A 26,770-nucleotide genomic window follows, 5' to 3' on the forward strand; every position below is an offset into this window, starting at 1 on the left:
CCTTCGAACGGGAAAGCGCCTTCCGCGATGCGGAAGGCGCTTTCCTTTTTATTTTCAAATCTCGAATTGCTGACCGTCGCGCGTGATGCGCGCGATGATGCCCTTTTCGTCCGGGTGCGCAGCGATGTATCGGTCGATGACCTCATACTTTTTCCACATGTGCATCGGGAAGATGTGCTGCACCGTCACATTCTTCAGCAGATACTCGATGCCGAGGCCCTCGCTGCCTTCACCAAGGCGCGGGTCAAGCGGTGCCATCGCCGCCGTGATCTCGGGCGCGATGCCGTTGTCCGTCGCCTCGTTGCGCACGGCGGAGGCGAGCTTTTCAATGGCCGCATGGTAGTGGACGGTCATGTTGTTGCAGTAAGCCTTGCCCTCGCTCTCCCAGTTCCACCAGTTGAGGTCGCCCCCGTGGTAGACCATCTTCCCCTCAGCGCGCAGAAGATAGGCATTGCCGATGTCCGTCGACTTGATGGCGCGGATGCTCAAATCCTCGCCCGCGACGTCGGTGAGCAGGATGCTGTCGGGCCGCAGAACAGTCGTGCGGGCAAAGGCTTCGTCGGAGATGTTCAGCCATTGCCGCTTGCGCTCGGTGAGGCGCGTATCGCGCGAGACGAAAAAGCGCGTGTCGGGGTACTTTTCCAAAAGTGTGAACACCTTGGCGTCGAAGTGGTCCTCGTGGCTGTGGCTCGCGAAGACGAGCAGCGGCTTGTCTGGGTTCAGCTCCGGCAGCTCGCCCGTGTAGTCGGGCTCGTAGGTATAGTCAAAGAGCGTGTAGAACTTGTCCCACTCGACAAGATACGCGCTGTGGGCGATAAACGTGACGGTCATGCGGTTTCTCCTTTCGCTGCGGAGGATGGAAGTTTGCCTGTAGGATTATAGCAGACGCCGCGGCGCGGCGCAAGGGGAAAAGGCTTTGCAAAATCGCGCGGATATGGTAAAATATTTAAATCTATCCCCTGACTTCACGAAAGGAGCCGCGCGATGCTGAAAAAAGCCTATGTCGAGATCACGAACCGCTGCAACCTCGCCTGCTCCTTCTGCCCCAAGACAAAGCGCGCGCCGCGCACGATGAGCGCACAGGAATTCGACCTTATCCTCTCGCGGCTCGAGGGGTATGTGCAGTACGTCTATCTGCACGTGATGGGCGAGCCGCTGCTGCACCCTGAGCTTACGACGCTCTTCGCCCTTGCCAAAGCGCGGAACATGAAAATCTGCATCACGACGAACGGCACGCTGCTCCAAAAGCGTTCCGACGAGCTGCTTGCCGCCGAAAGCCTGCACAAGATCAGCGTCTCGCTCCACAGTTTTGAGGGCAACGACGGCGCGGACGAGCGGGAGCTTTCTTACCTGACACAGGTCTGGAACTTTGCTGAAAAGGCCGCGAAAAAACGCGTCATCGTAGCGCTGCGCCTCTGGAACGACGGCGGCGCGGACGCGCGCAACGGCGAAATTCTCGACTTTCTGCGCTCTCGCACGGGGAATGACTGGCCGGAGATGCGAAACGACAGCTTTTTTCAGCGCGACCACCTGTATTTGGAGCGCGCGGGCAAATTCGACTGGCCTGATCTGAGCGCCGGCGAATCCGGCGCGCAGTTCTGCTACGGTCTGCGCGACCAGCTCGGTGTCCTTGTCGACGGCACCGTCGTGCCCTGCTGCCTCGATCACGAGGGTGACATGGCGCTGGGGAACCTCTTCACTCAGCCGCTTGACGAAATTCTGAACTCCCCGCGCGCGTGTGCTCTGCGCGAGGGTTTCTCCCGGCGGAAGCCCGCCGAAGAACTCTGCCGCCGCTGCGGCTTCGCCGCGCGCTTCAACAAATGATATGATGACAGAACATTGGGAAAACTTAAATGCTCTGACCGCGCCGCTGCTCACGTGGTATGACTTAAACGGCCGCACGCTGCCATGGCGCAGCGTCGTCACGCCGTACCGCACGTGGGTCTCGGAGATCATGCTCCAGCAGACGCGCGTGAGTGCCGTCATTCCGTACTTTGAGCGCTTTATGGCAGAGCTGCCCGACGCCGCGGCGTTAGCCACCGTGCCGGAGGAACGGCTTTTGAAGCTCTGGGAGGGGCTTGGCTACTACTCGCGGGCGCGGAATCTGCAAAAGGCGGCAAAGGTCATCGTCTCGGACTTTGGCGGCGAGTTGCCGCGCACTTGTGCAAGTCTCAAAACGCTCCCCGGCATCGGCGACTACACCGCCGCCGCCATCGCCTCGATCAACTTCGGCGAGCCGGTCGCCGCGGTGGACGGGAATCTGCTGCGCGTCGCCGCGCGCGTCAGCGGCTGCGCCGATGACATCATGGACGCGAGGGTACGAAAGCAATTCACCGCGCATCTCAACGACGCCATCGACTTACATCGCCCCGGCGCGTACAATCAGGCGATGATGGACCTCGGCGCGACGGTGTGCCTGCCGAACGGCGCGCCGAAGTGCGAGATCTGCCCCGCGCGAATGATGTGCGAGGCGTACAAAAACGGACTCACCGAGATTTTTCCCGTGCGCGCGAAGAAAAAGGCGCGCAAGATTGAGGAGCGCACCGTGCTGCTGCTCTTTCAAAATGGCAAGGCCGCGCTGCGAAAGCGCGCGGACACGGGGCTTCTCGCCTCACTCTGGGAATTCCCGAGCGTTTTGGGGAACCTCGACGAGGCGGGCGTTTCGCTTGCGCTTGCGCAGATGGGGCTTTCGGCGCAAACTGTCGAACCCGCGGGCAGCGCGAAGCACATCTTCACCCACATCGAGTGGGATATGAAGGGCTACTTCGCCGACGTGACGGGCGAAAACGACGATCTATTCTGGGCGGACGCCGCGGCGTTCGACGCCGCCGCCATCCCCACCGCATTCAAGAAATTTGCCGCGCTCGTTCGCGCGCGGCTGCAATAAGAGAGGGAGAACAACGACCATGGCACAGCTTTACTTCAAATACGGCGCGATGGGCTCGAGCAAGACGGCCAACGCGCTGATGGCGCGCTTCAACTACGAAGAGCGCGGGCAGAAGACGCTCCTCTGCAAGCCCCAGCTCGACACGCGCGACGGCGACCACATGGTGCACTCGCGCATCGGGCTTGAATACCCCTGCGTCTACTTCCATGAGATGCGGCAGATGGACGAAGAGGAACTCAAAAAGAACGCCTGCATCATCGTCGACGAGGCGCAGTTTTTGACAAAGGAGGAGGTCTTATACCTCGTCCATCTCGTCGACGACTGCGGCATCCCCGTCCTCTGCTACGGGCTGCGCGCCGACTTCAAGGGCGACCTTTTCCCCGGCAGCTACGAGCTGCTTGTCATGGCCGACAAGTTAGAAGAGGTCAAGACCATCTGCTGGTGCGGCAAAAAGGCCGCGTTCAACGCGCGCTTTGACGCGCAGGGCCATGTCGTCAAGCAGGGTGCGCAGGTCGTCATCGGCGCGAACGACCAGTACATCGGCCTGTGCCGCAAGCACTGGATGCTCGGCGACCTCGGCCCCGACTTCAACGGTCAGGGCACGGGCGACTGATGCGCTGCGAGATCTGTCCCCGCCGCTGCGGCGCGAAGCGCACGGCGGAGAAAGCAGGCGGCGTCTGCCGCATGCCCGCGGGCTTAGTCGTCGCGCGCGCGATGCTGCACCTCTGGGAAGAACCCGTGCTCAGCGGTAAAAACGGCGCGGGCTGCATCTTCTTTTCGGGCTGCAATTTGGACTGCGTGTTCTGCCAGAACGGGCGCATCAGCCACGAGAATTTCGGCAAGGTCATTACGCCGGCACATCTGCGCGAGATCATGGAAGACCTCGTTTCGCAGGGCGCGCACTGCATCGATCTTGTCACGCCCACGCACTTCACCCCCTGGGTGCTCGAAGCGCTGGATCAGCCGCTTCCCGTCCCCGTTGTGTGGAACAGCGGCGGATACGAGCGTGTGGAAACGCTCAGAATGCTTGAGGGTAAGGTGCAGATCTATCTGCCCGACTTAAAATACGCCATGGAACGCCCCGCGCGCGAGCTTTCCGCCGCGCCGGACTACTTTGAAGTTGCCGCCGCGGCCATCGACGAGATGGTGCGTCAGGTCGGACCGTATCAGATCGGCGAGGACGGGCTGATGAAGTCCGGCGTCATTTTGCGCCACCTCGTCCTGCCGGGGCAGATGGAGAACACCAAGCGCGTCATCGACTATGTTTCGTCCCACTTCCCGCCAAAGACCGTGCTCTTTTCGCTCATGAGCCAGTATACGCCGCAGAGCGGCGCGACCGGCGCGCTCGCGCGGCGCTTGAATGAGCGAGAATACCGCACGGCGGTACAATACATGCTCGACTGTGGCCTGACCGACGGCTTTTGTCAGGAGCTCTCGAGCGCCAAAGAGGAATACACACCCGTTTTCGACCTACAGGGGGTATAGGATGGCGAATCAGCTCAACTGCCTGCGCTGCGGCGCAGGGATGCGATTTATGGGGCGCGACAAGCTCCAGCGCCGCCCTAACCTGCTCCTTTCGGACCTGACCTTCGCCCTCGCGGGCGGAATGGAGATCGACATCTATTCCTGCCCCAAGTGCGGGAAGATCGAGCTGTTCCAGCCGGAGGCAGCGTCGGACGGCCTTGCGCAGAAGCAATGTCCCGTCTGCGGCGCGGTCATCGACTTCGATTACGGCCGCTGCCCACACTGCAAACACGAATTCTGATAGCAAATTGTAATATTCTTTCTCATAAATACAAGGAGGACTCGATATGGAGCGTGTCAGCAAGCGGAATTACTACTTAGACATCGCGCAGACGGTGCTTGAGCGCGCGACGTGCCTGCGCCGCGTCTACGGTGCAATCATCGTCAAAAACGACGAGATCATCTCCACCGGCTACAACGGCGCGCCGCGCGGACGCAAAAACTGCGTCGACCTCGGCTATTGCACGCGCGAGCAGCTCAAGGTCCCGCGCGGCGAGCGCTACGAGCTCTGCCGCAGCGTCCACGCCGAGGCGAACGCCATCATCTCCGCCCAGCGGCGCGACATGGTCGGCGCGACGATCTACTTGGTCGGCCGCGACGCGCGCAGCGGCGAGCTGCTGCACGATGCGACGAGCTGTCCCATGTGCCGCCGCATGATCATCAACGCCGGCATCGACGAGGTGGTGATCCGCCGGACGGAGGAGGAGTTTGATATCGTTCCGGTGCAAAAGTGGATCGACGAGGATGACTCGCTATAACTTCAAAAAAGCGGCAAAGCCGCTTTTTTGAGGGGAATTGCCGCCCGCTGCAGCGCACGCGCCGTAGGCGCGCACGTTTGCGGGCTAAGAAGTATTTTTTCTGACGCACATGTCGTCAGAAAAAATGATTGAAATTCATTTGCGCCGTGCGCGGCGCAAAGTCTGCGACGCTTCTATTTCTTTCGCGTCTGCGGACGCGAAAATCTGCGATGCGTTATGCCTGTTTGCCGCCTGGGGGGCGGCAAATGCGGCGATCCTACTCTTTCAAATCGAAAAAGTGCGGTGCTTATGGCGCCGCGCTTTCTTCTTTTGGGGAAAAATTCTGTAAAACCTTGCAAATACCGCCCTTTCGGTGGTAGACTGTAAATAATTACACCCCGCTTTCATTCGGCGCGGGCAGAAAAGAGGAAAACACCAATGGACAAGAAGAAATTCTATATCACGACCCCCATCTACTACCCCTCCGACAAGCTCCACATTGGCCACACCTACTGCACCGTAGCGACCGACGCGATGGCGCGCTACAAGCGCCTGACGGGCTATGACGTCATGTTCCTGACCGGCACCGACGAGCACGGCCAGAAGATCGAAGATAAGGCCAAGGCCGCGGGCGTGACCCCGCAGCAGTTCGTCGACAACATCGTCTGCGGCGAAAAGGGCATCCTCGATCTGTGGAAGCTCATGAATATTTCGAACGACCGCTTCATCCGCACAACGGATGACTACCATGTCGAGGCCATCCAGAAGATCTTCAAGAAGATGCACGACAACGGCGACATCTACAAGGGCACCTACAAGGGCAAGTACTGCAAGCCCTGCGAGAGCTTCTGGACCGAGAGCCAGCTCGTTGACGGCAAGTGCCCCGACTGCGGCCGCGAGGTCGAGGACGCCGAGGAAGAGGCCTACTTCTTCAAGCTTTCCAAGTACGCCGACCGCGTGCAGCACCTGCTTGAGGACACCGACTTTCTCCAGCCCGCCTCTCGCGTCAACGAGATGGTCAACAACTTCATCAAGCCGGGCCTTGAAGACCTCTGCGTCTCCCGCACGAGCTTCACCTGGGGCATCCCCGTGGACTTTGACCCGGGTCACGTCGTTTACGTCTGGGTCGATGCGCTCTTCAACTACTGCACGGCGCTCGGTTTTATGAACGAGAAGTACGACGATTACGACAAGTATTGGCCCGCCGACGTGCATTTTGTCGGCAAGGAGATCGTCCGCTTCCACTCCATCATCTGGCCCGCGATGCTCATGAGCATGGGCATGCCGCTCCCCAAGCACGTCTACGGCCACGGCTGGCTCGTCATGGACGGCGGCAAGATGAGTAAGTCCAAGGGCAACGTCGTTGACCCGTATGTGCTCGCCGAGCGCTTCGGCGTGGACGCGCTGCGCTTCTTCCTGCTGCGCACGTTCCCGTTCGGCTCGGACGGCAACTTCTCGAATGAACTGCTCATCAACACCATCAATGTCGACCTCGCCAACGACCTCGGCAACCTCGTCTCCCGCACGACGGCCATGGTCGAAAAATATTTCGGCGGCACGCTGCCGGAAAGCCGACAGACCGATGCGCTCGACGACGAGCTCATCTCTCAGCTCTCCGCGCTGCGCGGCAAGTATGAAGCCGAGATGGAGAAGTTCCAGTTCCAGAACGCGCTTGAGCTCATCTTCAAGTGCATCCAGCGCGCCAACAAGTATATCGACGAGACCGCGCCCTGGGCGCTCGCCAAGGACGAGGCCAACAAGCCCCGCCTCGCTTCCGTCATGTACAACCTGCTCGAGAGCATCCGCATCTGCACAGTGCTGCTCAACCCGTTCATCCCCGATTCCTGCGAGAAGATCTTCGCGCAGATCGGCGCGTGCGAGTGCTGCCGCGACTGGGACAGCGCCGCGAAGTGGGGCAGCCTGAGCGCCACCGTCACCGTCCACAAGGGCGAGGCCATCTTCCCGCGCGTCGACGCGCAGAAGGCGCTCGAAGAGCTTGAGGCCATTCAGGAGGCTCAGAAAAAGGCTGCCCTCCCCGCGATGGAGTTTGAGCCGATGGCGGAGGAAAAGGTCGATTTCGACACGTTCTGCAAGTCCGACTTCCGCGCCGTCAAGGTCAAGGCCTGCGAGGCCGTGAAGAAGAGCGAAAAGCTCCTGCGCTTCACGCTCGACGACGGCACCGGCACCGACCGCCAGATCCTCTCCGGCATCCACAAGTGGTACAAGCCCGAAGAGCTCGTCGGCAAGACGCTCGTCGCCATCGTCAACCTGCCCCCGCGCAAGATGATGGGGCTTGAGAGCTGCGGCATGCTGCTCTCTGCTGTCCACACCGAGAAGGGTGAGGAGGTCCTCAACCTTATTATGGTGGATGATAAGATCCCCGCTGGCGCAAAACTTTGTTAAATTAAAGGGGTAAGCCCCTTTCGTTTTCCCCACCTGACGTGGGGAACGGGTAAAAGGGGGATACTCTCTTTTTCGAAAGAGAGTATCCCCCTTTAAATCCCCCGAGAGAAAGGTTTCCATTGCCGGTCTTGGGCTTGAAGAGCTGCACACGCTGCGCATTCAGGTGCGGTGTACATGGCTTCGCCATGAGTCCCTACAAGTCGTTACCAATCGCAACCGCGCCTTACTATCGTGAGGCGCGTGTGACGTTCGTTCGGCGGCAGACTGCCTGCCGAATGCGGCATTGCTGCGCTCGCCGCATTGAGGAGTGCTCCAGTAGGCGAAAATTAGGCTGTACTCCTACAAGACGGGCAGAGCGGCAGCGGATAGTAGGAGTAAGTCAAGTCGTATAGCAACACCAAACGCGGCAACGCCGCGCTATGGGCAGTGCAATCGGCAAGCATTGCAGCTCTTCGAGTTGCTCGCTTGCAATGTAGGCACCTTTCTTTTGGACGGTCACACCGCCCGTTTTCTTTCTCGGGAAAGAAAATGGGCGGTGTGGTGTTGCCGCCCGCAGGTGGCATATCCCCGCGCCCTTGGGGCGCGAAAACCCACCCTCTTTGGGCCTGCAAAGGAGAAAAGAGCCATGTATGAATACTTTCATGTAAAAGTCGCCGCCAATGCGTCTATTCTTGGCGGATTTTCGCTTGACCCCGAATACCGGAACATCATCGACCGTGCAGCGGAGGAAGGCTGGCGCTATGTTGGCTTTCTGCCTGTGTCGCAGTCGGTGAATGGCGCGATCCTTGAATATGACCTCATCTTTGAGCAGGAGAAGGCATGAATCTGATTTTTGACACCCACGCCCACTACGACGATGAGGCGTTCGACGCTGACCGCGAGGCATTGCTCGCGTCCATGCCCGAAAACGGCGTGGGGCTGATCGTCGACCCGGGCTGCGACTTGGATACCTCGCGCCGCGCGGTGGAGATTGCGGAACAATATCCCCACGTCTACTCCGCCGTCGGCTGGCATCCGGAAAACTGCGCGCCCTACACGCGCGAGAGCCTCGACACGCTGCGCGCATGGGCAAAGAACCCGAAGGTCGTCGCCATCGGTGAGATCGGGCTCGACTACTACTGGGAGCAAAACCCGCCGCGGGAATTCCAGCAGGAGGTTTTCCGCGACCAGCTCGCGCTGGCGCAGGAATTAGGTCTCCCCGTCATCGTGCACGACCGCGACGCGCATGCTGACTGCCTCGCCATCGTGAAGGAGTTTCCGCAGGTGCGCGGCGTGTTCCATTGCTTTTCCGGCAGCGTCGAGATCGCGCAGGAGCTGATAAAGCGCGGCTGGTACCTGGGCTTTGACGGCCCGCTGACCTACAAGAACGCGAAGAAGACCGTCGAGGTCGCAAAGGTCGTCCCGCTTGACAGGGTGCTTCTCGAAACGGACAGCCCTTACATGGCCCCCGTTCCCGTGCGCGGCACGCGCAACGACTCGCGCAATGTGTTCCATATCGCGGCAAAATTCGCAGAAATTCGCGGCATGAGCACAGATGAAATCATCGCCCTGACGAACGAAAACGGCCGCCGCTTTTTCGGCATTCAATCAGCGAAAGAGGAACGAAGCTGACCGCTTCCGTTCCTCTTTTTTCATTTCAAAACTGAACGGCGCGGCAAATTTGCTGGCAATATTACCCGATTTTTTCCGCATGTTTATTCTTCCGCTTTAGTCAAGTGTGACTAAGTTGCGAATTTTCCCGCATTTTCTGTTGACGTGTGCTTTTCACGGTGCTATGATACCCACAACCTCAATATGATTTTCGGAAAGGATTTCGACGAAATGTTCTCCTACACTTCTCGAATGTTAATGTGCATGAACATGGACATGGCGATGCCGATGCCCACGATTGCTCATGCTCATTTTCCTGCCCGATACGCACAGGAACGAAATTGCCGCCGCTGATTGAAAGCGCGCAGAAGGGTCTTGCCACCCGAACATCGTTTGACCTGAAGCGGGGAGCTCATGAGCTCCCCGCTTTTTTTGTTTGCTTTTGGGATAAAGGAGGAATTCACTTGATCGAACTCAAGAACATTTCCAAGGACTTCGGCTCGGGCGAAAAGGCCGTGCACGCCGTGCGCGACGTGTCGCTCTCCATCGGCTCGGGCGAGATCTTCGGGATCATCGGCTTCTCGGGCGCGGGCAAGTCCACGCTCGTGCGATGCATCAACCTTTTGGAGCGGCCAAGCTCCGGCAGCGTCTTCGTCGCGGGACAGGACTTGACGGCGCTCTCTGCCAAGGATCTGCGCGCGGCGCGCAAGAAGATCGGCATGATCTTCCAGCACTTCAACCTGATGCCGTCGCGCACGGTGGCCGGAAACGTCGCCTACCCGCTCAAGGGCAGCGGCCTGAGCAAGGAGGATATCCGGAAGAAGGTCGCAACGCTCTTGGAACTCGTCGGCATCGGCGACAAGGCGGACGCCTACCCCAGCCAGCTCTCCGGCGGACAGAAGCAGCGCGTCGCCATCGCCCGCGCCCTTGCCAACGACCCACAGGTGCTTCTGTGCGACGAGGCGACCTCCGCGCTCGACCCGCAGACAACGAAGGCGATCCTGCACCTTCTCAAGCACCTCAACGAAACGCTCGGCATCACGATCGTGCTCATCACGCACGAGATGGCTGTCGTCAAGGAGATCTGTGACCGCGTCGCCGTCATGGAATACGGCCGCGTCGTCGAGCAGGGCGAGGTCTTCACGGTCTTCGCTGAGCCCAAGCAGGACATCACGAAGAGCTTCATCCACACGACCTCGAACCTCCAGAAGGTCGAAGCGCTCATCGCCGAGGATTCCCCCGTCACGCGTCTCCAGCCTGGCGAGCTCATTGTCCGCCTGTCCTATGTTCAGCGCAACGTCAACGAGCCGATCATCTCCGCCGTGTCGCAGATGTTCAACGTCTCGCTCAACATCATTTTCGCCGATATCACCATCGTGCAGGATTCCCCCATCGGCGGAACGGTCGCCATCATCAGCGGCGAGAAAAAGCAGATCACGAAAGCGATCGAATACCTGATCGAAAAAAATGTTGGAGTGGAGGTCATCAAAGATGCAAGAGCTGATCGTTAACATTGCCCCGAACCTTGCAAGCAAGCTGCCGGACTTTTATAAGGCCCTCGGCGACACGATGCTCATGGTGCTCTGGTCGGGCCTCATCTCGTTCGTATTCGGGCTTCTGCTCGGCGTGGTGCTCACGGTGACAAAGCCGAACGGCATTTTGGAGAACAAGGTCGTCTACCAAATTCTCGACAAGCTCGTGAGCCTGTTCCGCTCCATCCCGTTTATCATCCTACTGACGTGGGTCATGCCCATCACGCGTGCGCTGGTCGGCACGGTGCTCTATGTGCGCGGTGCGATCGTGCCGCTGGTGTTCGGCTCAGTGCCGTTTTTCACCCGTCAGGTCGAAAGTGCGCTCGCCGAGCTCGACGGCGGCCTTATCGAGGCGGCGCTCTCGATGGGCTCGAGCCCGCTTGAGATCATCTTCCGCGTGTATCTCAAGGAGAGCATCGCGGCCATCGCGCGCGGCACGACCATCACGATCGTGAGTCTCTTAAACCTCACGGCCATGGCCGGCGTCGCCGGCGCGGGCGGCCTCGGCGACTTCGCCATCCGCTACGGCCACGACCGCAACATGGCCGACATCACGAACGTCACCGTGCTCGTCCTTGTGCTCATCGTCTGCGTCATCGAATTTGCCGGCGGACGCATCGTCAAAAAGAACACGCATTAACGTGATCCCCATACAGTCCCTACCCACCCCATTACAAAAAATTATTTTAACGGAGGATATTTCCATGAAGCTCAAAAAGTTCTTTGCCCTCACCCTTGCAGCCGCCACGCTCGCCCTCGCACTGACCGCCTGCGGCTCCAAGGCCGGCGACTCCGCCGACAACAGCGATGCCAACACCGACAATCAGACCGGCGAGACCGTGACCGTCAAGCTCGGCGTGGTCGGCGGCATCTATGACGACCTGTGGGCGAGCGCGAAGGCCGCGCTCGCCGACGAGGGCATCGACCTCGAGATCGTGCAGTTCTCGGACTACGTGACCCCGAACAACGCGCTCGCCAACGGCGACATCGACCTCAACGCCTTCCAGCACCGCATTTATCTCCAGAACGAGATCGACAACTACGGCTATGCGATCCAGAACATCGGCAACACCTTCATCATCCCGCTGAACCTCTACTCCCAGAAGGTCAGTTCCGTTGACGAGCTCAAAGACGGTGACGTCGTCGCCATTCCCGACGATCTGACCAACGGCGGCCGCGCGCTCAAGGTGCTCGAAGCCGCGGGCCTCATCGAGCTCGACCCCAACGCCGCCTTCAACCCCACCGTTGACGATATCACGAGCTACAAGGTCAACATCACCATCGAAGAACTCAAGGCCAACACCATCCCCTCCGTCCTGCCCGACGTGGCCGCCGCGGTCGTGAATGGCAACTACGCGCTCGACTTTGGCCTCAAGACTGACGAGGCCATCTACAAGGACAGCGTCCTCGACGTGGAGGAGTACTGGAATCTGATCGCCGCGCGCACCGCTGACATCGAAGACCCCGACACCGCCGCCATCTATGAGAAGGTCGTCGAAGCCTTCCAGTCCAGCGCGACGGAGGACGTGTTCAACAACACCTTCGGCGGTTACTTCATCGCAGTGGGCTGGAATCAGGACCTGATCAATCAGTAAACACCATCTGACCGCCGCCGCGCTCCCGCAACGCAGGGAGCGCGGGCGGCGGTACGCCTTTCCGGGAGGAATTGATTATGGCACTTGATCTTTCCGCGCTGCGGCGCATCATTGCAGACGAAAACCGCCTGCTCACCGGCGCGGACATTCCCGCAGAATACCAGAGCGACGTGCTCGGCCGCGTCCACGGCAGCGCCGAGGCGCTCGCCTTCCCCTTATCCACCGAGGAGGTGAGCGCGCTCCTGCGCTACGCGCGCGCACCGCGTTCCCGTCACGCCGCGCGGCGCGGGGACGAATCTTGTCGGCTCTACCGTGCCGCTCGAGGGCGACATCATCCTCGACCTTTCCCGCATGGACCGCGTGCTCGAGCTCGACGAGGACACGATGAGCGTCACGGTCGAGCCCGGTATGCTCTTGCAGGACTTGCAGGCCTATGTCGAAGCGCGCGGGCTGTTCTACCCGCCCGATCCCGGCGAAAAGGCCTCGAGCATCGGCGGCAACATCAGCACGAACGCCGGCGGCATGCGCGCGGTGAAGTACGGCGTCACGCGCGACTATGTGCGCGGGCTCGAGGTCGTGCTCGCTGACGGCACGGTGATGCAAGTCGGCGGCAAGCAGGTCAAGGACGCGAGCGGGCTTTCGCTCAAGCACCTTCTCATCGGCTTGGAGGGTAGCTCGCCGTCATCACAAAGTGCCTGCTGCGCCTTGTTCCCAAGCCCGAGGCCTCGCTCAGCGTGCTTGTGCCGTATGCCGACCTGAAAACCGGCATCCAGAGCGTTTTGACCATCCTGCGCGCGAACGCGAACCCCACGGCGGTCGAATTCATGGAGCGCAAAGTCGTCGCGCTTGGCGAACGCTTCTGCGGCGTCTCTTATCCCCGCCCCGACGCCGGCTCTTATATTCTCTTGACCTTTGACGGCAGAAGCGAAGAGGTCACGGCCAATGCCGCGCGCGTGCGCTCTCTGGCGCTGCAAAACGGCGCGCTCGACTTTATCGAGCTCTCCGACGCGCGGCAGTGCGCTGACATCTGGCGCGTGCGCGGAGCGCTTGTCAAGGCCGTGGAGGCCGTTTCCGAGCAGGAGCCGGTCGATATCGTCGTGCCCATCAGCCGCACGGCGGACTTCATCCGCTTCATCAACGACTTGGAAGCCCAGAGCGGCATGCAGATGGTCAGCTTCGGCCACGCGGGCGACGGCAATGTGCACCTGTGCGTCGTGCGCGGCGAGCGGGATGAAGAAACGTGGCAGCGCGAGCTGCACGAAAACATGGACAGGGCCTATGCCGAAGCCTATCGCCTCGGCGGCGTCGCCTCCGGCGAGCACGGCATCGGGCTATCGAAGCGTCCCTACTTCCTGCGCCAGACGGCGAAGGAAAATTTACAGGCCATGAACGCCATCAAAACGGCGCTCGACCCGCAGCATATCTTGAACAACGGAAAATCTTATCTCACAGGAGGAAACAATAATGCAGGCACTTTCTGACCGCACCGCGAGCTTTACCGATTCCGTCATCCGCCGCATGACGCGCATCTCCAACCAGTACGGCGCGGTGAATCTCTCCCAGGGCTTCCCCGACTTCGACCCGCCCAAGCCCATCCTCGACCGCCTCTCTCAGGTCGCCTACGAGGACTTCCATCAGTACTCCATCACCTGGGGCGCGCAGGACTTCCGCGAGGCGCTGGCGAAGAAGCAGTCCCACTTCATGGGCCGCGACGTCGACCCCAACGGCGAGATCGTCGTCACCTGCGGCAGCACCGAGGCCATGATGGCCGCAATGATGACCGTCGCCAACCCCGGCGACAAGGTCGTCATCTTCTCTCCGTTCTACGAAAATTACAGCGCCGACACGATCCTCTCCGGCGCGGTGCCCATCTATGTGCCGCTCACGCCGCCGTCGTTCACGTTTGACCCCGAAGTGCTCGAGGACGCGTTCCGCCAGCACCCCAAGGCGCTCGTGCTGTGCAACCCCTCGAACCCCTGCGGCAAGGTCTTCACGCGCGAGGAGCTTGAGATCATCGCGGGTCTTGCCAAGAAATATGACGTCTACGTCATCACCGACGAGGTCTACGAGCACATCATTTACGCCCCGCACCAGCACACCTATTTTGCGACGCTGCCCGACATGTGGGAGCGCACGCTGTCCTGCTCGTCGCTTTCCAAGACCTATTCCATCACCGGCTGGCGCCTTGGCTACATCATCGCCCCGCCGGAGATCATCGACCGCGCGAAGAAGGTCCACGACTTCCTCACCGTCGGCGCAGCGGCACCCCTACAGGAGGCCATCATCCCCGGCCTCAACTTTGGTCAGGACTACTACGACGCGCTGCAGGCCGAGTACACGCACAAAAAGGGCCTGTTCTTAAAGGGCCTTGACGATCTCAAGATCGTCCACAATGACCCCGAGGGCGCTTACTACGTGATGCTCGACATCTCGGAGTTCGGCTACGAGAGCGATCTTCAATTCTGCGAGGACCTTGCGAGCAAGGTCGGCGTGGGCGCGGTGCCGGGCTCGAGCTTCTTCCGCGAGCCGGTCAACCACCTCATCCGCCTGCACTTCGCCAAGAAGGACGAAACGCTCACCGACGCGCTGAACCGCCTCGAATCCCTGCGCGAAAAGATCCCTGCCAAGGGTTAAGAAAGGAAATTCGCCATGAACGCCCTGAGAGAAGAGTGCCAGCAGCTTCGCGACAAGCTCATCGCACTGCGGCGGGAATTTCACCGCGCCCCAGAGCTCGGCCTGCACGAATACCATACTGCCGCGCGCATCGAGCGCGAGCTTGACAGGTGCGGCATCCCGCACGAGCGCGTCGGCGAGACCGCCGTTGCCGGCCATTTGACCGGCAACGGCAATGGAAGCGGCCTTGTCGTGCTGCGCGCGGATATCGACGCCTTACCCATTCAGGAGACGAACGACGTGCCCTACCGCTCGCAAACGCCGGGCATGATGCACGCCTGCGGCCACGACGCGCACACGACGTGTCTTCTCGGCGCGGCAAAGGTTTTGAGCGCACACCGCGCGGACTTTGGCGGCGAGGTGCGCTTCCTCTTCCAGCCCGCCGAGGAGATCGGTCAGGGCGCAAGGCCGCTCATCGCCGCGGGCATGCTGGATGGCGCACAGCGCGTCTTCGGGCTGCACACGGCGTCCGACCTTCCCGCGGGGACCGTCGGCGTCAAGCCGGGGGCCAACAACGCGGGCGTCGACCACTTTATCATCCGCATCCACGGCAAAAGCGCGCACGTCTCCACGCCGCAGCTCGGCGTGGACGCGCTCTATATCGCAAGCGAGCTCGTCGTCGCGCTCCAGTCCATCGTCACGCGCATGACCTCGCCGGTCGAGCCGGTGCTCATCGGCGTGGGCAAGCTGAACGCCGGCACGGCCTACAACGCCGTGGCCGAGACCGCCGTGCTCGAGGGCACGACGCGCATGTTCTCGCCCGAGAGCCGCGCGCACCTTCGCGAAACGATCAACGCCGCGGCCGCACACATCTCCGCCCTTTACGGCGGCACGGCAGAGGTCGAATGGGACGACTTCGCCACGCCGCTCACGAACGACGCCGGTGTGTGCGGGGAGGTCGAGCGCGTCGCCGACGCGCTCGGCATCCCCACGACGGCAAACCGCGCGCTGTCGCTCAGCGGGGACGATTTCGCCGAGTATCTGCTGCAAACGAAGGGCGCTTACGCCTACCTCGGCACGGCAAACCCCAAAAAGCCGCACACCTGCATCTCCAACCACCGCGGCGATTTCGACATCGACGAGGAAACGCTCCCCCTCGGCGCGGCGCTCTACGCGGCATACGCGCTGTCCGTCCTTGATCCGCAGTTTGCCAAATAATTGTTTTTTTCGATGAAATCGCCTTAGTCGTGTGCAAATTTCGATTTTACTTTTTGCGTTATTCTATTTAAAATATAATCCTCGCCACTGTCAGCACAGCGGCGGGGATTTCTTTAGCAAATTTGGAAAAGAGGTTAATTATGAAAAAGCTGTTTTCTCTGCTGCTTTGCGTCGTGATGGTGCTCTCTCTGGTCGCCTGCGGCTCGAAGACTGATGACACGCAGACGCCCGACGAGCCTCAGGACACCGCTCCCGAGCTCTCCGGCACGATGAAGGTCGTCGCCACCGGCGACGTCTACGGTCCCCTGTTCGACGCGTTCACCGCCGACACCGGCGTGGAGGTCGAATGCCTGTCCATGTCCTCCGGCGAGGTGCTCTCCAAGCTCCGCGCCGAGGGCGGCACCCCGTCCGCTGACCTGTGGTTCGGCGGCGGCATCGACGCATTCATGAGTGCCAAGGACGACGGCCTGCTTGAGCCCGTCACCTTTGACGCGGCCGCCGAGCTCGGCGACGAGTACAAGGATACCGAGGGTTACTGGTATTCCAAGGGCATCACCATTGTCGGCTTCCTGCTCAACAACTCTCTCATGGAGGAGCTGGGTCTGACCGCTCCCGAGAGCTGGGATGACCTGACCGACAGCCAGTATGAGGGCGAGATCGTCATGTCCAACCCCGCCGTTTCCGGCACCAACTACGCCGTGGTCAACGCGCTGCTGCAGGCCAAGGGCGATCAGGGCTGGGACTACTTCGAGGCCCTGAACAGCAACATTGCCTACTATGGCAAGCGCGGCTCCGACCCGAAGAACAAGGTCTCTTCCGGTGAGTTCGCTGTCGGCATCTCCTACATCGACGCCAGCATCGAGCAGGCCGCCGAGGAGAACGACCTGACCATCGTTTACCCCTCTGACGGGATGCCTTGGGTCCCCGAGGGTGTGGCCGTGTTCAAGAACGCTGAAAACGTCGACGCCGCCAAGTACTTCGTCGAGTGGCTCTTCAGCAGCGACGATCATCTCCGTCAGCTCGCCGAGATCGAGCAGAAGAACGGCATCAAGGTCATCAAGCCCTCCATCGAAGGCATTGAGCTGTCCTATGACCCCACCCTCCTCATGACCGAGGACCTGTCCCTGTTCGGTTCCCAGCGCACCGAGATCCTCGATCGCTTTGAGCCCCTGATGGGCGACAAGGCCGCCGCGGAATAAATGAAGTCCGCCGGCGCTATCCAAAAAAATACAGAAAAAAGGGCATCTCACGATGTCCTTTTTTCCCTATGTGAAAACGCGGCCGACAAGCTGATCTTACTTGTCCTGCTCGGGAGCGTGCTGCTGTTCATTCTCTGGCCCATCGCGTGCATCGCGCTGCGGAGCCTGCGCGGCGCGGACGGCGGCGTGAGCTTTGCAATGTTCGGCACTGTTCTGCGCCAATGCGGCGAGAGTCTGCGCAACAGCGTATTTGTCGGCGTTTTTACGGCAGTGCTGTCCACTATCCTCTCGCTCTCAGCGGCGCTCGTATGCGCCACGGCGCGCGGGTGGAAGAAGACACTCTGCATGATCATCATGCTCGTCGCCATGGTGTCGCCGCCGTTCGTCTCGTCGCTCGCCTATATCCAGCTCTACGGGCGGCGCGGGTGGATCACCTACCGCCTGCTGCACCTGAGCCTGAACCCCTACAATCGCTGGGGCGTCATCCTGATGCAGTCGATCTCGTTCGTGCCGCTCAACGCAATGTTTCTCTCCGGCATCCTCGAAAAGCTGGACGAGGGCAGCCTTCGCTCAGCGCGCGACCTCGGCGCATCGGGCGGCGTCATCCTGCGCGATATTGTCCTGCCGCTCATTCGGCCCGCGACGCTCGTGTGCCTGTTGCTCTCGTTCGTCCGCTCGCTCGCGGACTTCGGCACGCCCATCATCATCGGCGGGCGCTTCAGCACGCTGGCCGCGGACATCTATTTGCAAGTCGTTGGATACTCGGACCTTGAAAAGTCCTCGGCAATGAACATGTTCCTGCTCATCCCGTCCATTGTGTTCTTTTTCGTCTACCGCGCGCTGATGCGCCGCTCGGACAGGCTGACCGACGCCAGCCGCACCGCTCAGACAGAGCTTGGCCTTTTGCTGCCGCACTGCGGCGCGATGGGCTGGGGCATGATCGCGCTGAGCACCGTCTTCTTCGTAATGATCGTGCTGCAATACGGCTGTGTGTTCCTCTCGGGCTTTTTGAAGAGCACGAAGGGTGTCTACTCCTTCACGCTGCAATACTGGGATCAGCTCTGGCGCATCGGCTCGTCGACGATGCTGCGAAGCGTTGAATACGCGCTCATCGTCTCCATCGCCGGTACGGTTTTTGCGATGCTCTTCGCCTATTACATGGACCGCCGACGCATCATCGGCCGCAGCCTTTTCGACTGCCTGGCGACGCTGCCCTATATGCTGCCGGGCACGTGCTTCGGCATCGGCTACATTCTCGCGTTCAACCACGCGCCGCTCAAGCTGACGGGCACAGCCCTCATCGTGCTGGCCAACATGCTCTTCAAGCAGCTGCCGACCTCCACGAAGATCTGCACCGCGTCGCTCGCGCTCCTACCCGAAGTGCAGGAGCGCTCGGCGCGCGACCTTGGCGCGGGACGGCTCGCTGTGCTGCGCGATGTGGTCTTTCCCGCACTGCGGCCCGCGTTCTTGAGCTGCTTTGTCTATAACTTCACGAGCAGCATGACGACGGCGGGCTCCATCATCTTTCTCATCGACGCCAAGCGTCAGCTGGCCGTCTTCAAGCTCTTTGACGCGGTATATCAGGGCGATTACGCCCTCGCCTCGCTGATCGCGAGCGTCATCACCGTCATCGTCCTTCTTGTCGAAGGCCTCGCCTTCCTCATCACCCGGAAAGGAGAAAATCGCCGTGTATCTCGAACTTGACCGCTTGAGCAAGCAGTTTGACGGCAAATACGCCGTGCATGACCTCTCCCTCGGCCTGGAAGAGGGCGGACTTTTGTGCATTCTCGGCTCGTCGGGCTGCGGCAAGACGACCACGCTCAACATGATCGGCGGCTTTCTCAAGCCCGACGGCGGCAGGGTACTCCTCGACGGGCAGGATATCACCGCACTACCGCCCGAGCGGCGGCCGGTTTCGACTGTCTTCCAGTCCTACGGTCTGTTCCCGCACATGAGCGTGCTGCAAAACGTGACCTACGGACTCAAATTCCGCGGCTATTCCCGCGCGGAGGCAAAGGAAAAGGGCCGCCGGTACCTGAGTCTCGTTGGCCTTGCCGAGCGCGAGAACGCGCGCATCGGCGAGCTCTCGGGCGGCCAGCAGCAGCGCGTGGCACTCGCCCGCGCGCTCATCGTCGAGCCAAAGCTCTGTCTGCTTGACGAGCCGCTCTCGAACCTCGACGCGGCGCTGCGCGTGCGGATGCGCGGGGAGCTCAAGCGCTTGCAGCGCGAGCTCGGCACCACGATGGTCTTCGTCACACACGATCAGGAGGAGGCGCTCATTCTGGCCGACTCCATCGCCGTGATGAGCGAGGGCGAGCTCTTGCAGCTCGGCTCGGCAGAGGAGGTCTTCCGCCATCCTGCAAACGACTATATCGCGTCATTTCTGGGCCTCAACGACATTGTCTGGAAGGACGACGGCAGCGTACTGAAGGTCATCCGCCACGGAGAAAAGGAGTAAACTTACCATGCTTGTTGATATGCACCTGCACGAATGCACCTACTCGACCGACAGCTTTCTCCACCTGGAGGAGATCGTCTCCATCGCCAGGCAAAAGGGGCTGGACGCGATCTGCATCACGGACCACGACAGCATGGGCCTGCGCGAGCGCGCGGAGGCCTATTCCCGCGAGATCGGCTATCCCATCTTCGTCGGCGTGGAATTTTTCTCGCTCTGGGGCGATATCACCGCCTGGGGGATCGACGGCATCCCCGACCAGCGCGTCAGCGCACAGGACCTTATCGACCTGGTGCGAGAAAAGGACGGTTTCTGCGTCTCCTGCCACCCCTTTCGCAGCAACAATCGCGGGCTGCGCGAGCACCTGCGCGACGTGCACGGCCTTGACGGCGTGGAGGTCCTCAACGGCAGCACGCCGCTTGAGGAGAACCGGACGGCACTGCGCTTCTGCCGCGAGCTGGGGCTCAAGGCCATCGGCGCGAGCGACGCGCACGTGCCGGATCAGGTGGGAAAATACGTGACATGGCTGCCCGAAACGGTCACAACGCTGCCTGACTTTGTCACCGCGCTGCACACGCTGGAAACGCGTCCCGCCATCTGGACGGGCAGCGGGTACGATGTCGTCACCGAGTTTTGAGATGAATTTTCAGCGGGCTGGGGTATCATGCTCCGGCCCCTTCTTTACATTCCGCCGTGTCATATCCGATATTCATGCAGGAAAGCTGTGGTAATATTTCACAAGAACCCATTCTTCCGTGTAAAAAGATTCTCAAAATTTGGAGAAGTGGAAAATTAGGGATTGACATTTTCCCAGCATGGGAGTAAGGTAACGCCAACAATTTCAAGCGCCCGATCGCGAGGTCGGGAAGATAGAGGCGCGGCTGACAAAAGTAGCGCGTTCGCACCGGCACAGGAAGCCGGAGCGCGCGAAAGGGGATGCCGCCGAAGTGGAAACTGTTCCTGTGCCGTTTGCCGCTGGTTCGTCGGAGAACATCCGCCGGACTGTCACGTATGTGGAGCGCTATCGAGGTCGGCAAGCTGTTTATCCCCCCAAAGGTGATGACCGGTTTGCCGGATTGCAGTACAGTTGCAGCCGTAAATGCTTCACAAAGCATTTACGGCTTTGTTTTTTGTCTGCATCGGGAGTGCGCTGAAGGCGTAGAAAGCAGGACTCCCCTGTTTTTGAAAAATCAACCTCATCACAAGAAAGGAAACCACCATCATGAAGCTCAGAACCTTTACCGCCCTCCTGCTGGCGGCCATCATGCTCTTCGCACTCACCGCCTGCGGCAGTCAGGCTGCCGACGATTCCAGCAACGATCAGCAGCAGGAGCAGCAGGACACCACCACAAACGAAAGCAATGAATTCCGCGTCGGCATGGAGTGCGCTTACGCCCCCAACAACTGGCAGGAAAGCGAAGCGACGGACTCGAACGTCCCCGTTGAAAACGTCGCCGGCGCGTATGCCGAAGGCTATGACGTGCAGATCGCCAAGGCCATCGCAGACGGTCTCGGCAAGGAGCTCGTCATTGTCAAGCTCAGCTGGGACGGCCTGATCGACGCGCTCAATCAGGGCCAGATCGACGCCATCATCGCCGGTATGATGGACACCGCCGAGCGCCGCGAATCCATCAACTTCTCCGAGCCCTACCGTGAGACCACCTACGGCCTGATGGTGCTCGCCGATTCCCCGTACTTAAATGCCACCTCCATTCAGGACTTCTCCGGCGCGGCCGTCCTCGGCCAGCAGGGCACGGCGCTTGACGATGTCATCGAGCAGATCGAAGGCGTCGACCACTTAAGCCCCGTCGGCAGCGTGCCCGACATGATCTCCCGCCTGCAGCAGGGCACCTGCGACGCCATCGTCATCAACGTTGAGAACGCGCAGGGCTACCTCGCTTCCAACCCGAACTTCCGCCTGGTCACCTTCGATGAGGGCAGCGGCTTCACGCTGCCGGCCAAGGGCTCCTGCGTGGGTCTGCGCAAGAGCGACAATGAACTCCTTGATCAGATCAACACCATCCTCTCCGGCATCGACAGCGACACCCGCGCCGCCATGTGGCAGGCAGCCGTCGACGGCCAGCCCCAGTAATATATCCCACGCACCGCCGCCGCGTGAAAAACGCGGCGGCGGGTACGCGAAGCACTCTAGAGACAACGCGCTTCGCACCATAAAGGAGGAAACACCATGGCAGCATCCACCGCGCCCCGGAAGAACTTCATCACCAGGGATCACCGTTACGTTTATTTAGGCGGCAGCCTCATCGCCCTGCTGGGTCTCGGCATGTTCTACTCCGCCCCCAGCCCGTACAGCTTCATCCCCGCGCAGTCCGTGTTCGGCACGGCGCTCGCGGCGATCTGCTGGTTCTTCCTCGGCGTGAGCGCCATGGCGCTGCTCGTCAAGTGGGCCTATTGGAACAATTACAGCTCCACTATTATGAAGCGCCCCCTCATCGTGCGCGTCAGCCGTTACCTCTCGTATCTCGACGCCGCGGCCTGCGCGCTGCTGGTGCTCGACCGCTTCATTTTAAAGCTCGCCTACATCATCAACGCCGCCATCCATGCCGACAGCAACCCGACCGACACGCTCTCCACCATGGCCTACATGGCGTACAACCAGCGCTCGCTCTTCGCCATCGGCATTTCGTACACGGTGCGCCTCGCGCTCTTCGGCACGGCGATCGCGTTCGTGCTGGCGCTTCTCATGGTCTTCCTCCGCATTCAGGAGCCCGACAAACGCGACAACGACTTTGTGAAGTTCCTCAAGATCGATGCCAACAAATTCTCCCGCTTCTATATCTTCGTCATCCGCGGCACGCCGATGATGGTGCAGTCGCTGATCCTCTACAACGCGGTGTTCGGCCTTTTCAAGCGCACGGGCATGAGCGTTTCGGACATCAACCGCGTCTGGCCGCTCTTTTTAGCGGGTCTTGTCACGATCTCGCTCAACTCGACGGCATATCTTGCCGAAGTGCTGCGCGGCGGCATTCTCGCCGTGGACGCGGGCCAGATGGAGGCCGCGCGCTCGCTCGGCATGACGCACTGGCAGGCCATGCGCAAGGTCGTCTTCCCGCAGGCCATCAAGAACTCGCTTCCCGCCATCGGCAACGAATTCATCATCAACATCAAGGATTCGTCCGTTCTCTGCGTCGTCGGCGTGTCCGATCTGATGTTCATGACCCGCTCGGTCGCCGGTATTTATTATAAAGGTACCGAGTGCTACCTCATCGCCGCCATCGTTTACCTGTTCCTGACGTATCTTTCTTCGCTCCTGCTCAAGGCCATCACGGGAAAGATGACCGCGCCGAACAACACCAAGCGGCACCAGGGCAACCAAACCGTCGATCTGGGGCTTCCCAGCTCGAACTGACAGGAGGGCGCTATGACGAACGATCCCATCATCAAAATCGAACAGCTCGAAAAGTCCTTCGGCGACCTGCACGTGCTCAAGGGCATTGACCTTGAGGTCAACCGCGGAGAGGTCGTGTGCATCATCGGCGCATCCGGCTCTGGCAAATCGACGCTGCTGCGCTGCATCAACTTACTGGAAGAGGCCGACTCGGGTCACATCTGGTTCGACGGGCAGGATTTAATGGACTTAAAGGTCAACCTGAACGCCCTGCGCCAGAAGATCGGCATGGTGTTCCAGGGCTTTAACCTCTTCAACAACAAGTCTGTGCTCGACAACTGCACCCTCGCTCCCATGGACGTCAAGCACATCCCCAAGACGCAGGCCGAGGCCACGGCCATCAAGCACTTAACGACCGTTGGCCTCGCCGACTTCATCCACGCCGACTCCCGCCGCCTCTCCGGCGGGCAGAAGCAGCGCGTCGCCATCGCGCGGGCGCTGTGCATGGAACCGGAGATCATGCTCTTCGATGAACCGACCTCCGCGCTCGACCCCGAGATCGTCGGCGAGGTGCTGGATGTCATGAAAAACCTCGCCCAGCAGGGCATGACGATGGTCGTCGTCACGCACGAGATGGCGTTTGCCAAGGAAGTGAGCGACCGCGTCGTCTTCATGGATCAGGGGGTTATCTTAGAGCAGGGCTCGCCCAAGGAGGTCTTCGGTAACCCCAAAGAGCCGCGCACGCGTGAGTTTCTCAGCCGCTATCTGGAGGATAAAATGGCATGATACAGAAAAAAGTGACCGATTTTTTTGTCCTGGAGGGCAATTATCCCGACTTGGACGGCGAGGGCGCGGCCGCGCGCCTGTCCGCCGCCATCCGGTGCAAGACCATCAACTACTTTGACCACAGCCGGACGGACTACACGGAGTTCGACAAGCTGCACGCGCACATCAAGGCAAGCTACCCCAACATCATGCGCGTGGGCACGTTTGAGCGCATCGGCCACCACGCCGTGCTCATCACCATCCCCGGCAGCGACGCTTCTCTGCGCCCCTGCCTCTACATGTCGCATCAGGACGTCGTTCCCGTTGTTGAGGGCACAGAGCAGGACTGGACGCATCCCGCCTTTTCCGGCGACATCGCGGACGGCTATATCTGGGGCCGCGGCACGCTTGACATCAAAGAGCAGGTCTTCGGCGTGCTGGAGGCCGCGGAATATCTGCTCGCCCACGGCAAATCCTTTGCCCGCACGGCGTATCTCGCCTTCGGCGACGATGAGGAAACGCTGAACCTTGGTGCGCTCGCCATCGCCGAGCATTTGAAGGCGCAGGGCGTGACGCTCGAATTCGTTCTTGACGAAGGCGGCTGCAAAATTGAGCCCGGCACGGCCTTCGGCGCGCCGGAGACGGCCATCGGCAGCGTGCAACTGATGGAAAAGGGCTACGCCGACTTGGAGCTCTCTGTCCACAGCATCGGCGGGCATTCGAGCCGTCCGTTCGGCGGCACGTCGCTCGAGCGTCTCTCCGGCGCGATCGCCGACATCACGCGCGCGCCGTTTTCCGTGCACCTCAACAGCGCCATGACCGGCGCGTTTGAAACCCTCGCTCCCTACATCACCGAGGAGCCGCTCAAGACTCTTGTGCAGGATGTTGCGGGCAACGCGGACGCCATCGCTGCCTGCTGCATGGGCTCGCCCGACCTCTTCCCGTTTGTCACCACCACCATCGCGCCCACGATGATCCACGGCGGCAGCGCCGCGTGCAATGTGATGCCGCAGGACATGACCGCGGTCATCAACTTCCGCTTGGCGGACGGAGACACGGTCGAGAGCGTCATGGCCCACTGCCGTGAGGCCGTACAGGACAAAGGCGTCGAGATGCGCTTTTTGCAAGCGAACGACCCCTCCGCCATCGCAAAGCGCGACGGCTACGGCTATCGCAGGGTCGTCGAGAGCATGCAGCGCTACTTCCCGGACATCGTGTTCATCCCGTCGATGACCGCGGGCGCGACGGACGCGCACCGCTATGAGGAGATCTGCGACACGTGCCTGCGGTGCAGCCCGTTTATGACCGAGCCCGCGGAGGCCGCCTCCGGCGTGCACGGCACGAACGAGCGTCTTCTCGTCCGCTCGTATTTGCAGGGCATCCGCGTACTCATCGACCTGATGGAGCACGCCAACGTGGAACCGTGAATTTCCTTTCTTTTCAATGAAAAAGCCGGAGCAGCCTGAGCTGCTCCGGCTTTTCTTTCCTGTTCAGTTCTCGCCCATCGTGTAGACCATGTCCCAGAAGCGCAGGTCAAAAAGGCAACAATTTTCGAAGATCTCGCAGAGCCGCTGCGCCTTCTTTTCGTCGATCACTTCGGCGAGCGCGTCGATCCGGTCGATCAAGGCCTGATTCGTCTGCCGGTACTCCTCGGAAACGTAGCCCGCGAACCACGCGCCGTAGTTCTCATCGTGCAGGGCGCTTGGGTAGCGCTCCACCATCTGCTCGGCAATATACGCATAGCTCCACGAGCAGTTCAAAAGCGTCACGAGCCCCGTCAGTACATCCCCCGCCTGCGCCTCGCAGAGCATGTAATGGCTGTAGGCGCTGTTGTCGATGTGCGGGCGCGCATCGGCGATCTCCTCCTCCGTGACGCCGAGACGCTTCATGTACGGAAGATGCGTGCGAAACGTCTCGTTGATCGTGTTCGCCATCTCCCCGCTCAAAAAGCGGATCTGCTCGAAGTCATCGGTTTTCTGAAGGATCGCCGCAAAAATTTTCACGTAATCCCGCAGGTACAGATAATCCTGCACCATATAATATCGGAACTTTTCCTTCGGCAGCGTGCCGTCCGCCATCTCCGTCACAAACGGATGGGTCAGATACCGCGGCCAGAGCGCCTTTGCCCGCTCGTAGATCCTCTCGGAGAGCTTCACGCCGTTCTCCCCGCTCATTTGTGGGCGATGAGCGCGACGTAGCCGCCGCTCTGATAGCCGGGGACGACGTCCTCCACGCTCTCGTTGGTGTACATGGGGTTCTTCAAGAGCGTCTGGTAGAAGTCAAAATCGTGGAAGCCGAGCGATTTGAGCGCGTCAACCTTTTCCTCGGTCGAGTGCCACACGCCCGCGCAGCACAGTTCGAGCGGATACGGCAGTTTGGGCATGACACCGCGCAGGGACGGGTGGTCGAACGTGCCAACGGCCTTGGCGAGAAGGTACATGAAGCCGAACGCGCTCTCCTTGGGCACATCCAGCGAAATGAACTTGCCGTTCGGCTTGAGCGCCTTTTTGCACACGTCGAACGCGCGCGTCAGGTCCTCCATATAGCTGGAGCTGCCGTTCAAATAGATGATGTCGTAGGCGTTCTCCTCAAGCTCGACCTCCTCGATCGCGCCGAAGGCGATGACGTTGATGCCGCGCTTCTGCGCGATCGCGCCCATGTCGCGCGAGGGCTCAACGCCCTCGATGTTCTTGCAGTCGATCATACTCTCGAACAGGCCGCTGCCGCAGCCGACGGAGAGCACGCGCTTGCCCGAAATATCGCCGAGCGCCTTTTCAAGCAGGCGGAATTCGCTCTGGAACACGTTTTCGTTTTCCATAAACCAGGCGTCGTACTGCGCCGCGTAGCCGTCAAATTTGGGTTTCATCGTCAAGTGATCCTTTCTGTTTTGTCAATTTTCAAGG

At 60.5% G+C, this 26,770-nt stretch carries 27 protein-coding genes and 1 riboswitch; of the genes, 24 read left to right on the forward strand and 3 right to left on the reverse strand.

The window, feature by feature from the left end:
- Positions 1-54 precede the first annotated feature (54 nt).
- A complete protein-coding gene (locus NI20_RS0101075) occupies positions 55-831 on the reverse strand; it encodes an MBL fold metallo-hydrolase (protein ID WP_052084338.1) in 777 nt (258 codons plus the stop codon).
- Between the two features lie 153 nt (positions 832-984).
- Between NI20_RS0101075 and NI20_RS0101080 the strand changes: the two genes are divergently transcribed.
- The 24 genes from NI20_RS0101080 (at position 985) to NI20_RS0101195 (ending at position 25,294) form a co-directional block, all read left to right on the forward strand.
- The gene (locus NI20_RS0101080) at positions 985-1,824 is read left to right on the forward strand and encodes a radical SAM/SPASM domain-containing protein (RefSeq protein ID WP_033119621.1); all 840 of its coding nucleotides are present in this window, start codon (positions 985-987) and stop codon (positions 1,822-1,824) included.
- 1 nt (position 1,825) lies between these two features.
- Complete coding sequence (mutY, locus tag NI20_RS0101085) at positions 1,826-2,887, forward strand: A/G-specific adenine glycosylase (RefSeq protein WP_156108525.1); 1,062 nt, start codon at positions 1,826-1,828, stop codon at positions 2,885-2,887.
- A gap of 19 nt (positions 2,888-2,906) precedes the next feature.
- Complete coding sequence (locus tag NI20_RS0101090) at positions 2,907-3,500, forward strand: thymidine kinase (protein WP_033119622.1); 594 nt, start codon at positions 2,907-2,909, stop codon at positions 3,498-3,500.
- Entirely contained in the window at positions 3,500-4,372 is an 873-nt protein-coding gene (locus NI20_RS0101095; RefSeq protein WP_033119623.1) for a 4Fe-4S cluster-binding domain-containing protein, read from the forward strand. Before NI20_RS0101090 ends, NI20_RS0101095 begins: the two co-directional genes overlap by 1 nt.
- A gap of 1 nt (position 4,373) precedes the next feature.
- Positions 4,374-4,652 carry a hypothetical protein gene (locus NI20_RS0101100; RefSeq protein ID WP_033119624.1) on the forward strand — a complete coding sequence of 93 codons (279 nt, stop codon included), beginning with the start codon at positions 4,374-4,376 and terminating at the stop codon, positions 4,650-4,652.
- 46 nt (positions 4,653-4,698) lie between these two features.
- Positions 4,699-5,169, forward strand: coding sequence for a deaminase (locus tag NI20_RS0101105; RefSeq protein WP_033119625.1), 471 nt, complete (start codon positions 4,699-4,701; stop codon positions 5,167-5,169).
- A 417-nt stretch (positions 5,170-5,586) separates the two neighbouring features.
- Positions 5,587-7,551 carry a methionine--tRNA ligase gene (gene metG / locus NI20_RS0101115; protein ID WP_033119627.1) on the forward strand — a complete coding sequence of 655 codons (1,965 nt, stop codon included), beginning with the start codon at positions 5,587-5,589 and terminating at the stop codon, positions 7,549-7,551.
- A gap of 625 nt (positions 7,552-8,176) precedes the next feature.
- Positions 8,177-8,374, forward strand: a complete 198-nt coding sequence (locus NI20_RS0101120; protein WP_033119628.1) for a DUF4177 domain-containing protein — start codon at positions 8,177-8,179, stop codon at positions 8,372-8,374.
- Positions 8,375-8,376: 2 nt separating this feature from the next.
- Positions 8,377-9,162 (forward strand): TatD family hydrolase, encoded by a 786-nt coding sequence (locus NI20_RS0101125; RefSeq protein ID WP_033119644.1) that lies wholly within the window; start codon positions 8,377-8,379, stop codon positions 9,160-9,162.
- 443 nt (positions 9,163-9,605) lie between these two features.
- The gene (locus NI20_RS0101130; RefSeq protein ID WP_033119629.1) at positions 9,606-10,652 is read left to right on the forward strand and encodes a methionine ABC transporter ATP-binding protein; all 1,047 of its coding nucleotides are present in this window, start codon (positions 9,606-9,608) and stop codon (positions 10,650-10,652) included.
- The gene (locus NI20_RS0101135) at positions 10,633-11,313 is read left to right on the forward strand and encodes a methionine ABC transporter permease (protein ID WP_033119630.1); all 681 of its coding nucleotides are present in this window, start codon (positions 10,633-10,635) and stop codon (positions 11,311-11,313) included. Before NI20_RS0101130 ends, NI20_RS0101135 begins: the two co-directional genes overlap by 20 nt.
- A 64-nt stretch (positions 11,314-11,377) precedes the next feature.
- Positions 11,378-12,268 (forward strand): MetQ/NlpA family ABC transporter substrate-binding protein, encoded by an 891-nt coding sequence (locus NI20_RS0101140; RefSeq protein ID WP_033119631.1) that lies wholly within the window; start codon positions 11,378-11,380, stop codon positions 12,266-12,268.
- 312 nt (positions 12,269-12,580) lie between these two features.
- Positions 12,581-13,027 carry an FAD-binding oxidoreductase gene (locus NI20_RS15920; RefSeq protein ID WP_369699381.1) on the forward strand — a complete coding sequence of 149 codons (447 nt, stop codon included), beginning with the start codon at positions 12,581-12,583 and terminating at the stop codon, positions 13,025-13,027.
- The gene (locus NI20_RS15925) at positions 13,003-13,749 is read left to right on the forward strand and encodes an FAD-binding oxidoreductase (RefSeq protein WP_369699382.1); all 747 of its coding nucleotides are present in this window, start codon (positions 13,003-13,005) and stop codon (positions 13,747-13,749) included. The genes NI20_RS15920 and NI20_RS15925 overlap by 25 nt, the downstream gene beginning before the upstream one ends.
- Positions 13,733-14,902 carry a pyridoxal phosphate-dependent aminotransferase gene (locus NI20_RS0101150; protein ID WP_033119632.1) on the forward strand — a complete coding sequence of 390 codons (1,170 nt, stop codon included), beginning with the start codon at positions 13,733-13,735 and terminating at the stop codon, positions 14,900-14,902. The genes NI20_RS15925 and NI20_RS0101150 overlap by 17 nt, the downstream gene beginning before the upstream one ends.
- A 15-nt stretch (positions 14,903-14,917) precedes the next feature.
- Positions 14,918-16,099: a M20 family metallopeptidase gene (locus tag NI20_RS0101155; protein WP_033119633.1), complete on the forward strand. Its 1,182-nt coding sequence runs from the start codon at positions 14,918-14,920 to the stop codon at positions 16,097-16,099.
- Between the two features lie 140 nt (positions 16,100-16,239).
- Complete coding sequence (locus tag NI20_RS0101160) at positions 16,240-17,298, forward strand: ABC transporter substrate-binding protein (protein ID WP_033119634.1); 1,059 nt, start codon at positions 16,240-16,242, stop codon at positions 17,296-17,298.
- Between the two features lie 117 nt (positions 17,299-17,415).
- Positions 17,416-19,002 (forward strand): iron ABC transporter permease, encoded by a 1,587-nt coding sequence (locus NI20_RS0101165; protein ID WP_242842889.1) that lies wholly within the window; start codon positions 17,416-17,418, stop codon positions 19,000-19,002.
- Entirely contained in the window at positions 18,986-19,756 is a 771-nt protein-coding gene (locus tag NI20_RS0101170; RefSeq protein WP_033119636.1) for an ABC transporter ATP-binding protein, read from the forward strand. The genes NI20_RS0101165 and NI20_RS0101170 overlap by 17 nt, the downstream gene beginning before the upstream one ends.
- 7 nt (positions 19,757-19,763) lie before the next feature.
- Positions 19,764-20,390, forward strand: a complete 627-nt coding sequence (locus NI20_RS0101175; protein WP_033119637.1) for a PHP domain-containing protein — start codon at positions 19,764-19,766, stop codon at positions 20,388-20,390.
- 225 nt (positions 20,391-20,615) lie between these two features.
- Positions 20,616-20,785: riboswitch (Lysine riboswitch) on the forward strand.
- Positions 20,786-20,975: 190 nt separating this feature from the next.
- Positions 20,976-21,845, forward strand: a complete 870-nt coding sequence (locus NI20_RS0101180; protein ID WP_052084339.1) for a transporter substrate-binding domain-containing protein — start codon at positions 20,976-20,978, stop codon at positions 21,843-21,845.
- 96 nt (positions 21,846-21,941) lie between these two features.
- Positions 21,942-23,123, forward strand: a complete 1,182-nt coding sequence (locus NI20_RS0101185; protein WP_081958318.1) for an amino acid ABC transporter permease — start codon at positions 21,942-21,944, stop codon at positions 23,121-23,123.
- Between the two features lie 12 nt (positions 23,124-23,135).
- The gene (locus tag NI20_RS0101190) at positions 23,136-23,888 is read left to right on the forward strand and encodes an amino acid ABC transporter ATP-binding protein (RefSeq protein WP_081958319.1); all 753 of its coding nucleotides are present in this window, start codon (positions 23,136-23,138) and stop codon (positions 23,886-23,888) included.
- Positions 23,885-25,294 (forward strand): M20/M25/M40 family metallo-hydrolase, encoded by a 1,410-nt coding sequence (locus NI20_RS0101195; RefSeq protein ID WP_033119638.1) that lies wholly within the window; start codon positions 23,885-23,887, stop codon positions 25,292-25,294. The genes NI20_RS0101190 and NI20_RS0101195 overlap by 4 nt, the downstream gene beginning before the upstream one ends.
- Before the next feature lie 63 nt (positions 25,295-25,357).
- On the opposite strand, the gene tenA is transcribed toward NI20_RS0101195, so the two are convergent.
- Together tenA and NI20_RS0101205 are read right to left on the reverse strand one after the other, a co-directional pair.
- On the reverse strand, positions 25,358-26,023 hold the full coding sequence (gene tenA / locus NI20_RS0101200) for a thiaminase II (protein WP_033119648.1): 666 nt from the start codon (positions 26,021-26,023) through the stop codon (positions 25,358-25,360).
- 14 nt (positions 26,024-26,037) lie between these two features.
- On the reverse strand, positions 26,038-26,733 hold the full coding sequence (locus tag NI20_RS0101205) for a class I SAM-dependent methyltransferase (RefSeq protein ID WP_033119639.1): 696 nt from the start codon (positions 26,731-26,733) through the stop codon (positions 26,038-26,040).
- Positions 26,734-26,770: the final 37 nt, after the last annotated feature.

Origin of the sequence: Oscillibacter sp. ER4 (assembly GCF_000765235.1) — a bacterium.
In the GTDB taxonomy this organism is placed as follows: domain Bacteria; phylum Bacillota; class Clostridia; order Oscillospirales; family Oscillospiraceae; genus Hominicoprocola; species Hominicoprocola fusiformis.

What these genes read in the sequence shown, in the direction of transcription:
- NI20_RS0101075 (WP_052084338.1), bottom strand. Translation starts at nt 831, where the DNA reads ATGACCGTCACGTTTATCGCCCACAGCGCGTATCTTGTCGAGTGGGAC.
- NI20_RS0101080 (WP_033119621.1), top strand. Translation starts at nt 985, where the DNA reads ATGCTGAAAAAAGCCTATGTCGAGATCACGAACCGCTGCAACCTCGCC.
- mutY (WP_156108525.1), top strand. Translation starts at nt 1,826, where the DNA reads ATGATGACAGAACATTGGGAAAACTTAAATGCTCTGACCGCGCCGCTG.
- NI20_RS0101090 (WP_033119622.1), top strand. Translation starts at nt 2,907, where the DNA reads ATGGCACAGCTTTACTTCAAATACGGCGCGATGGGCTCGAGCAAGACG.
- NI20_RS0101095 (WP_033119623.1), top strand. Translation starts at nt 3,500, where the DNA reads ATGCGCTGCGAGATCTGTCCCCGCCGCTGCGGCGCGAAGCGCACGGCG.
- NI20_RS0101100 (WP_033119624.1), top strand. Translation starts at nt 4,374, where the DNA reads ATGGCGAATCAGCTCAACTGCCTGCGCTGCGGCGCAGGGATGCGATTT.
- NI20_RS0101105 (WP_033119625.1), top strand. Translation starts at nt 4,699, where the DNA reads ATGGAGCGTGTCAGCAAGCGGAATTACTACTTAGACATCGCGCAGACG.
- metG (WP_033119627.1), top strand. Translation starts at nt 5,587, where the DNA reads ATGGACAAGAAGAAATTCTATATCACGACCCCCATCTACTACCCCTCC.
- NI20_RS0101120 (WP_033119628.1), top strand. Translation starts at nt 8,177, where the DNA reads ATGTATGAATACTTTCATGTAAAAGTCGCCGCCAATGCGTCTATTCTT.
- NI20_RS0101135 (WP_033119630.1), top strand. Translation starts at nt 10,633, where the DNA reads ATGCAAGAGCTGATCGTTAACATTGCCCCGAACCTTGCAAGCAAGCTG.
- NI20_RS0101140 (WP_033119631.1), top strand. Translation starts at nt 11,378, where the DNA reads ATGAAGCTCAAAAAGTTCTTTGCCCTCACCCTTGCAGCCGCCACGCTC.
- NI20_RS0101150 (WP_033119632.1), top strand. Translation starts at nt 13,733, where the DNA reads ATGCAGGCACTTTCTGACCGCACCGCGAGCTTTACCGATTCCGTCATC.
- NI20_RS0101155 (WP_033119633.1), top strand. Translation starts at nt 14,918, where the DNA reads ATGAACGCCCTGAGAGAAGAGTGCCAGCAGCTTCGCGACAAGCTCATC.
- NI20_RS0101160 (WP_033119634.1), top strand. Translation starts at nt 16,240, where the DNA reads ATGAAAAAGCTGTTTTCTCTGCTGCTTTGCGTCGTGATGGTGCTCTCT.
- NI20_RS0101175 (WP_033119637.1), top strand. Translation starts at nt 19,764, where the DNA reads ATGCTTGTTGATATGCACCTGCACGAATGCACCTACTCGACCGACAGC.
- NI20_RS0101180 (WP_052084339.1), top strand. Translation starts at nt 20,976, where the DNA reads ATGAAGCTCAGAACCTTTACCGCCCTCCTGCTGGCGGCCATCATGCTC.
- NI20_RS0101185 (WP_081958318.1), top strand. Translation starts at nt 21,942, where the DNA reads ATGGCAGCATCCACCGCGCCCCGGAAGAACTTCATCACCAGGGATCAC.
- NI20_RS0101190 (WP_081958319.1), top strand. Translation starts at nt 23,136, where the DNA reads ATGACGAACGATCCCATCATCAAAATCGAACAGCTCGAAAAGTCCTTC.
- NI20_RS0101195 (WP_033119638.1), top strand. Translation starts at nt 23,885, where the DNA reads ATGATACAGAAAAAAGTGACCGATTTTTTTGTCCTGGAGGGCAATTAT.
- NI20_RS0101205 (WP_033119639.1), bottom strand. Translation starts at nt 26,733, where the DNA reads ATGAAACCCAAATTTGACGGCTACGCGGCGCAGTACGACGCCTGGTTT.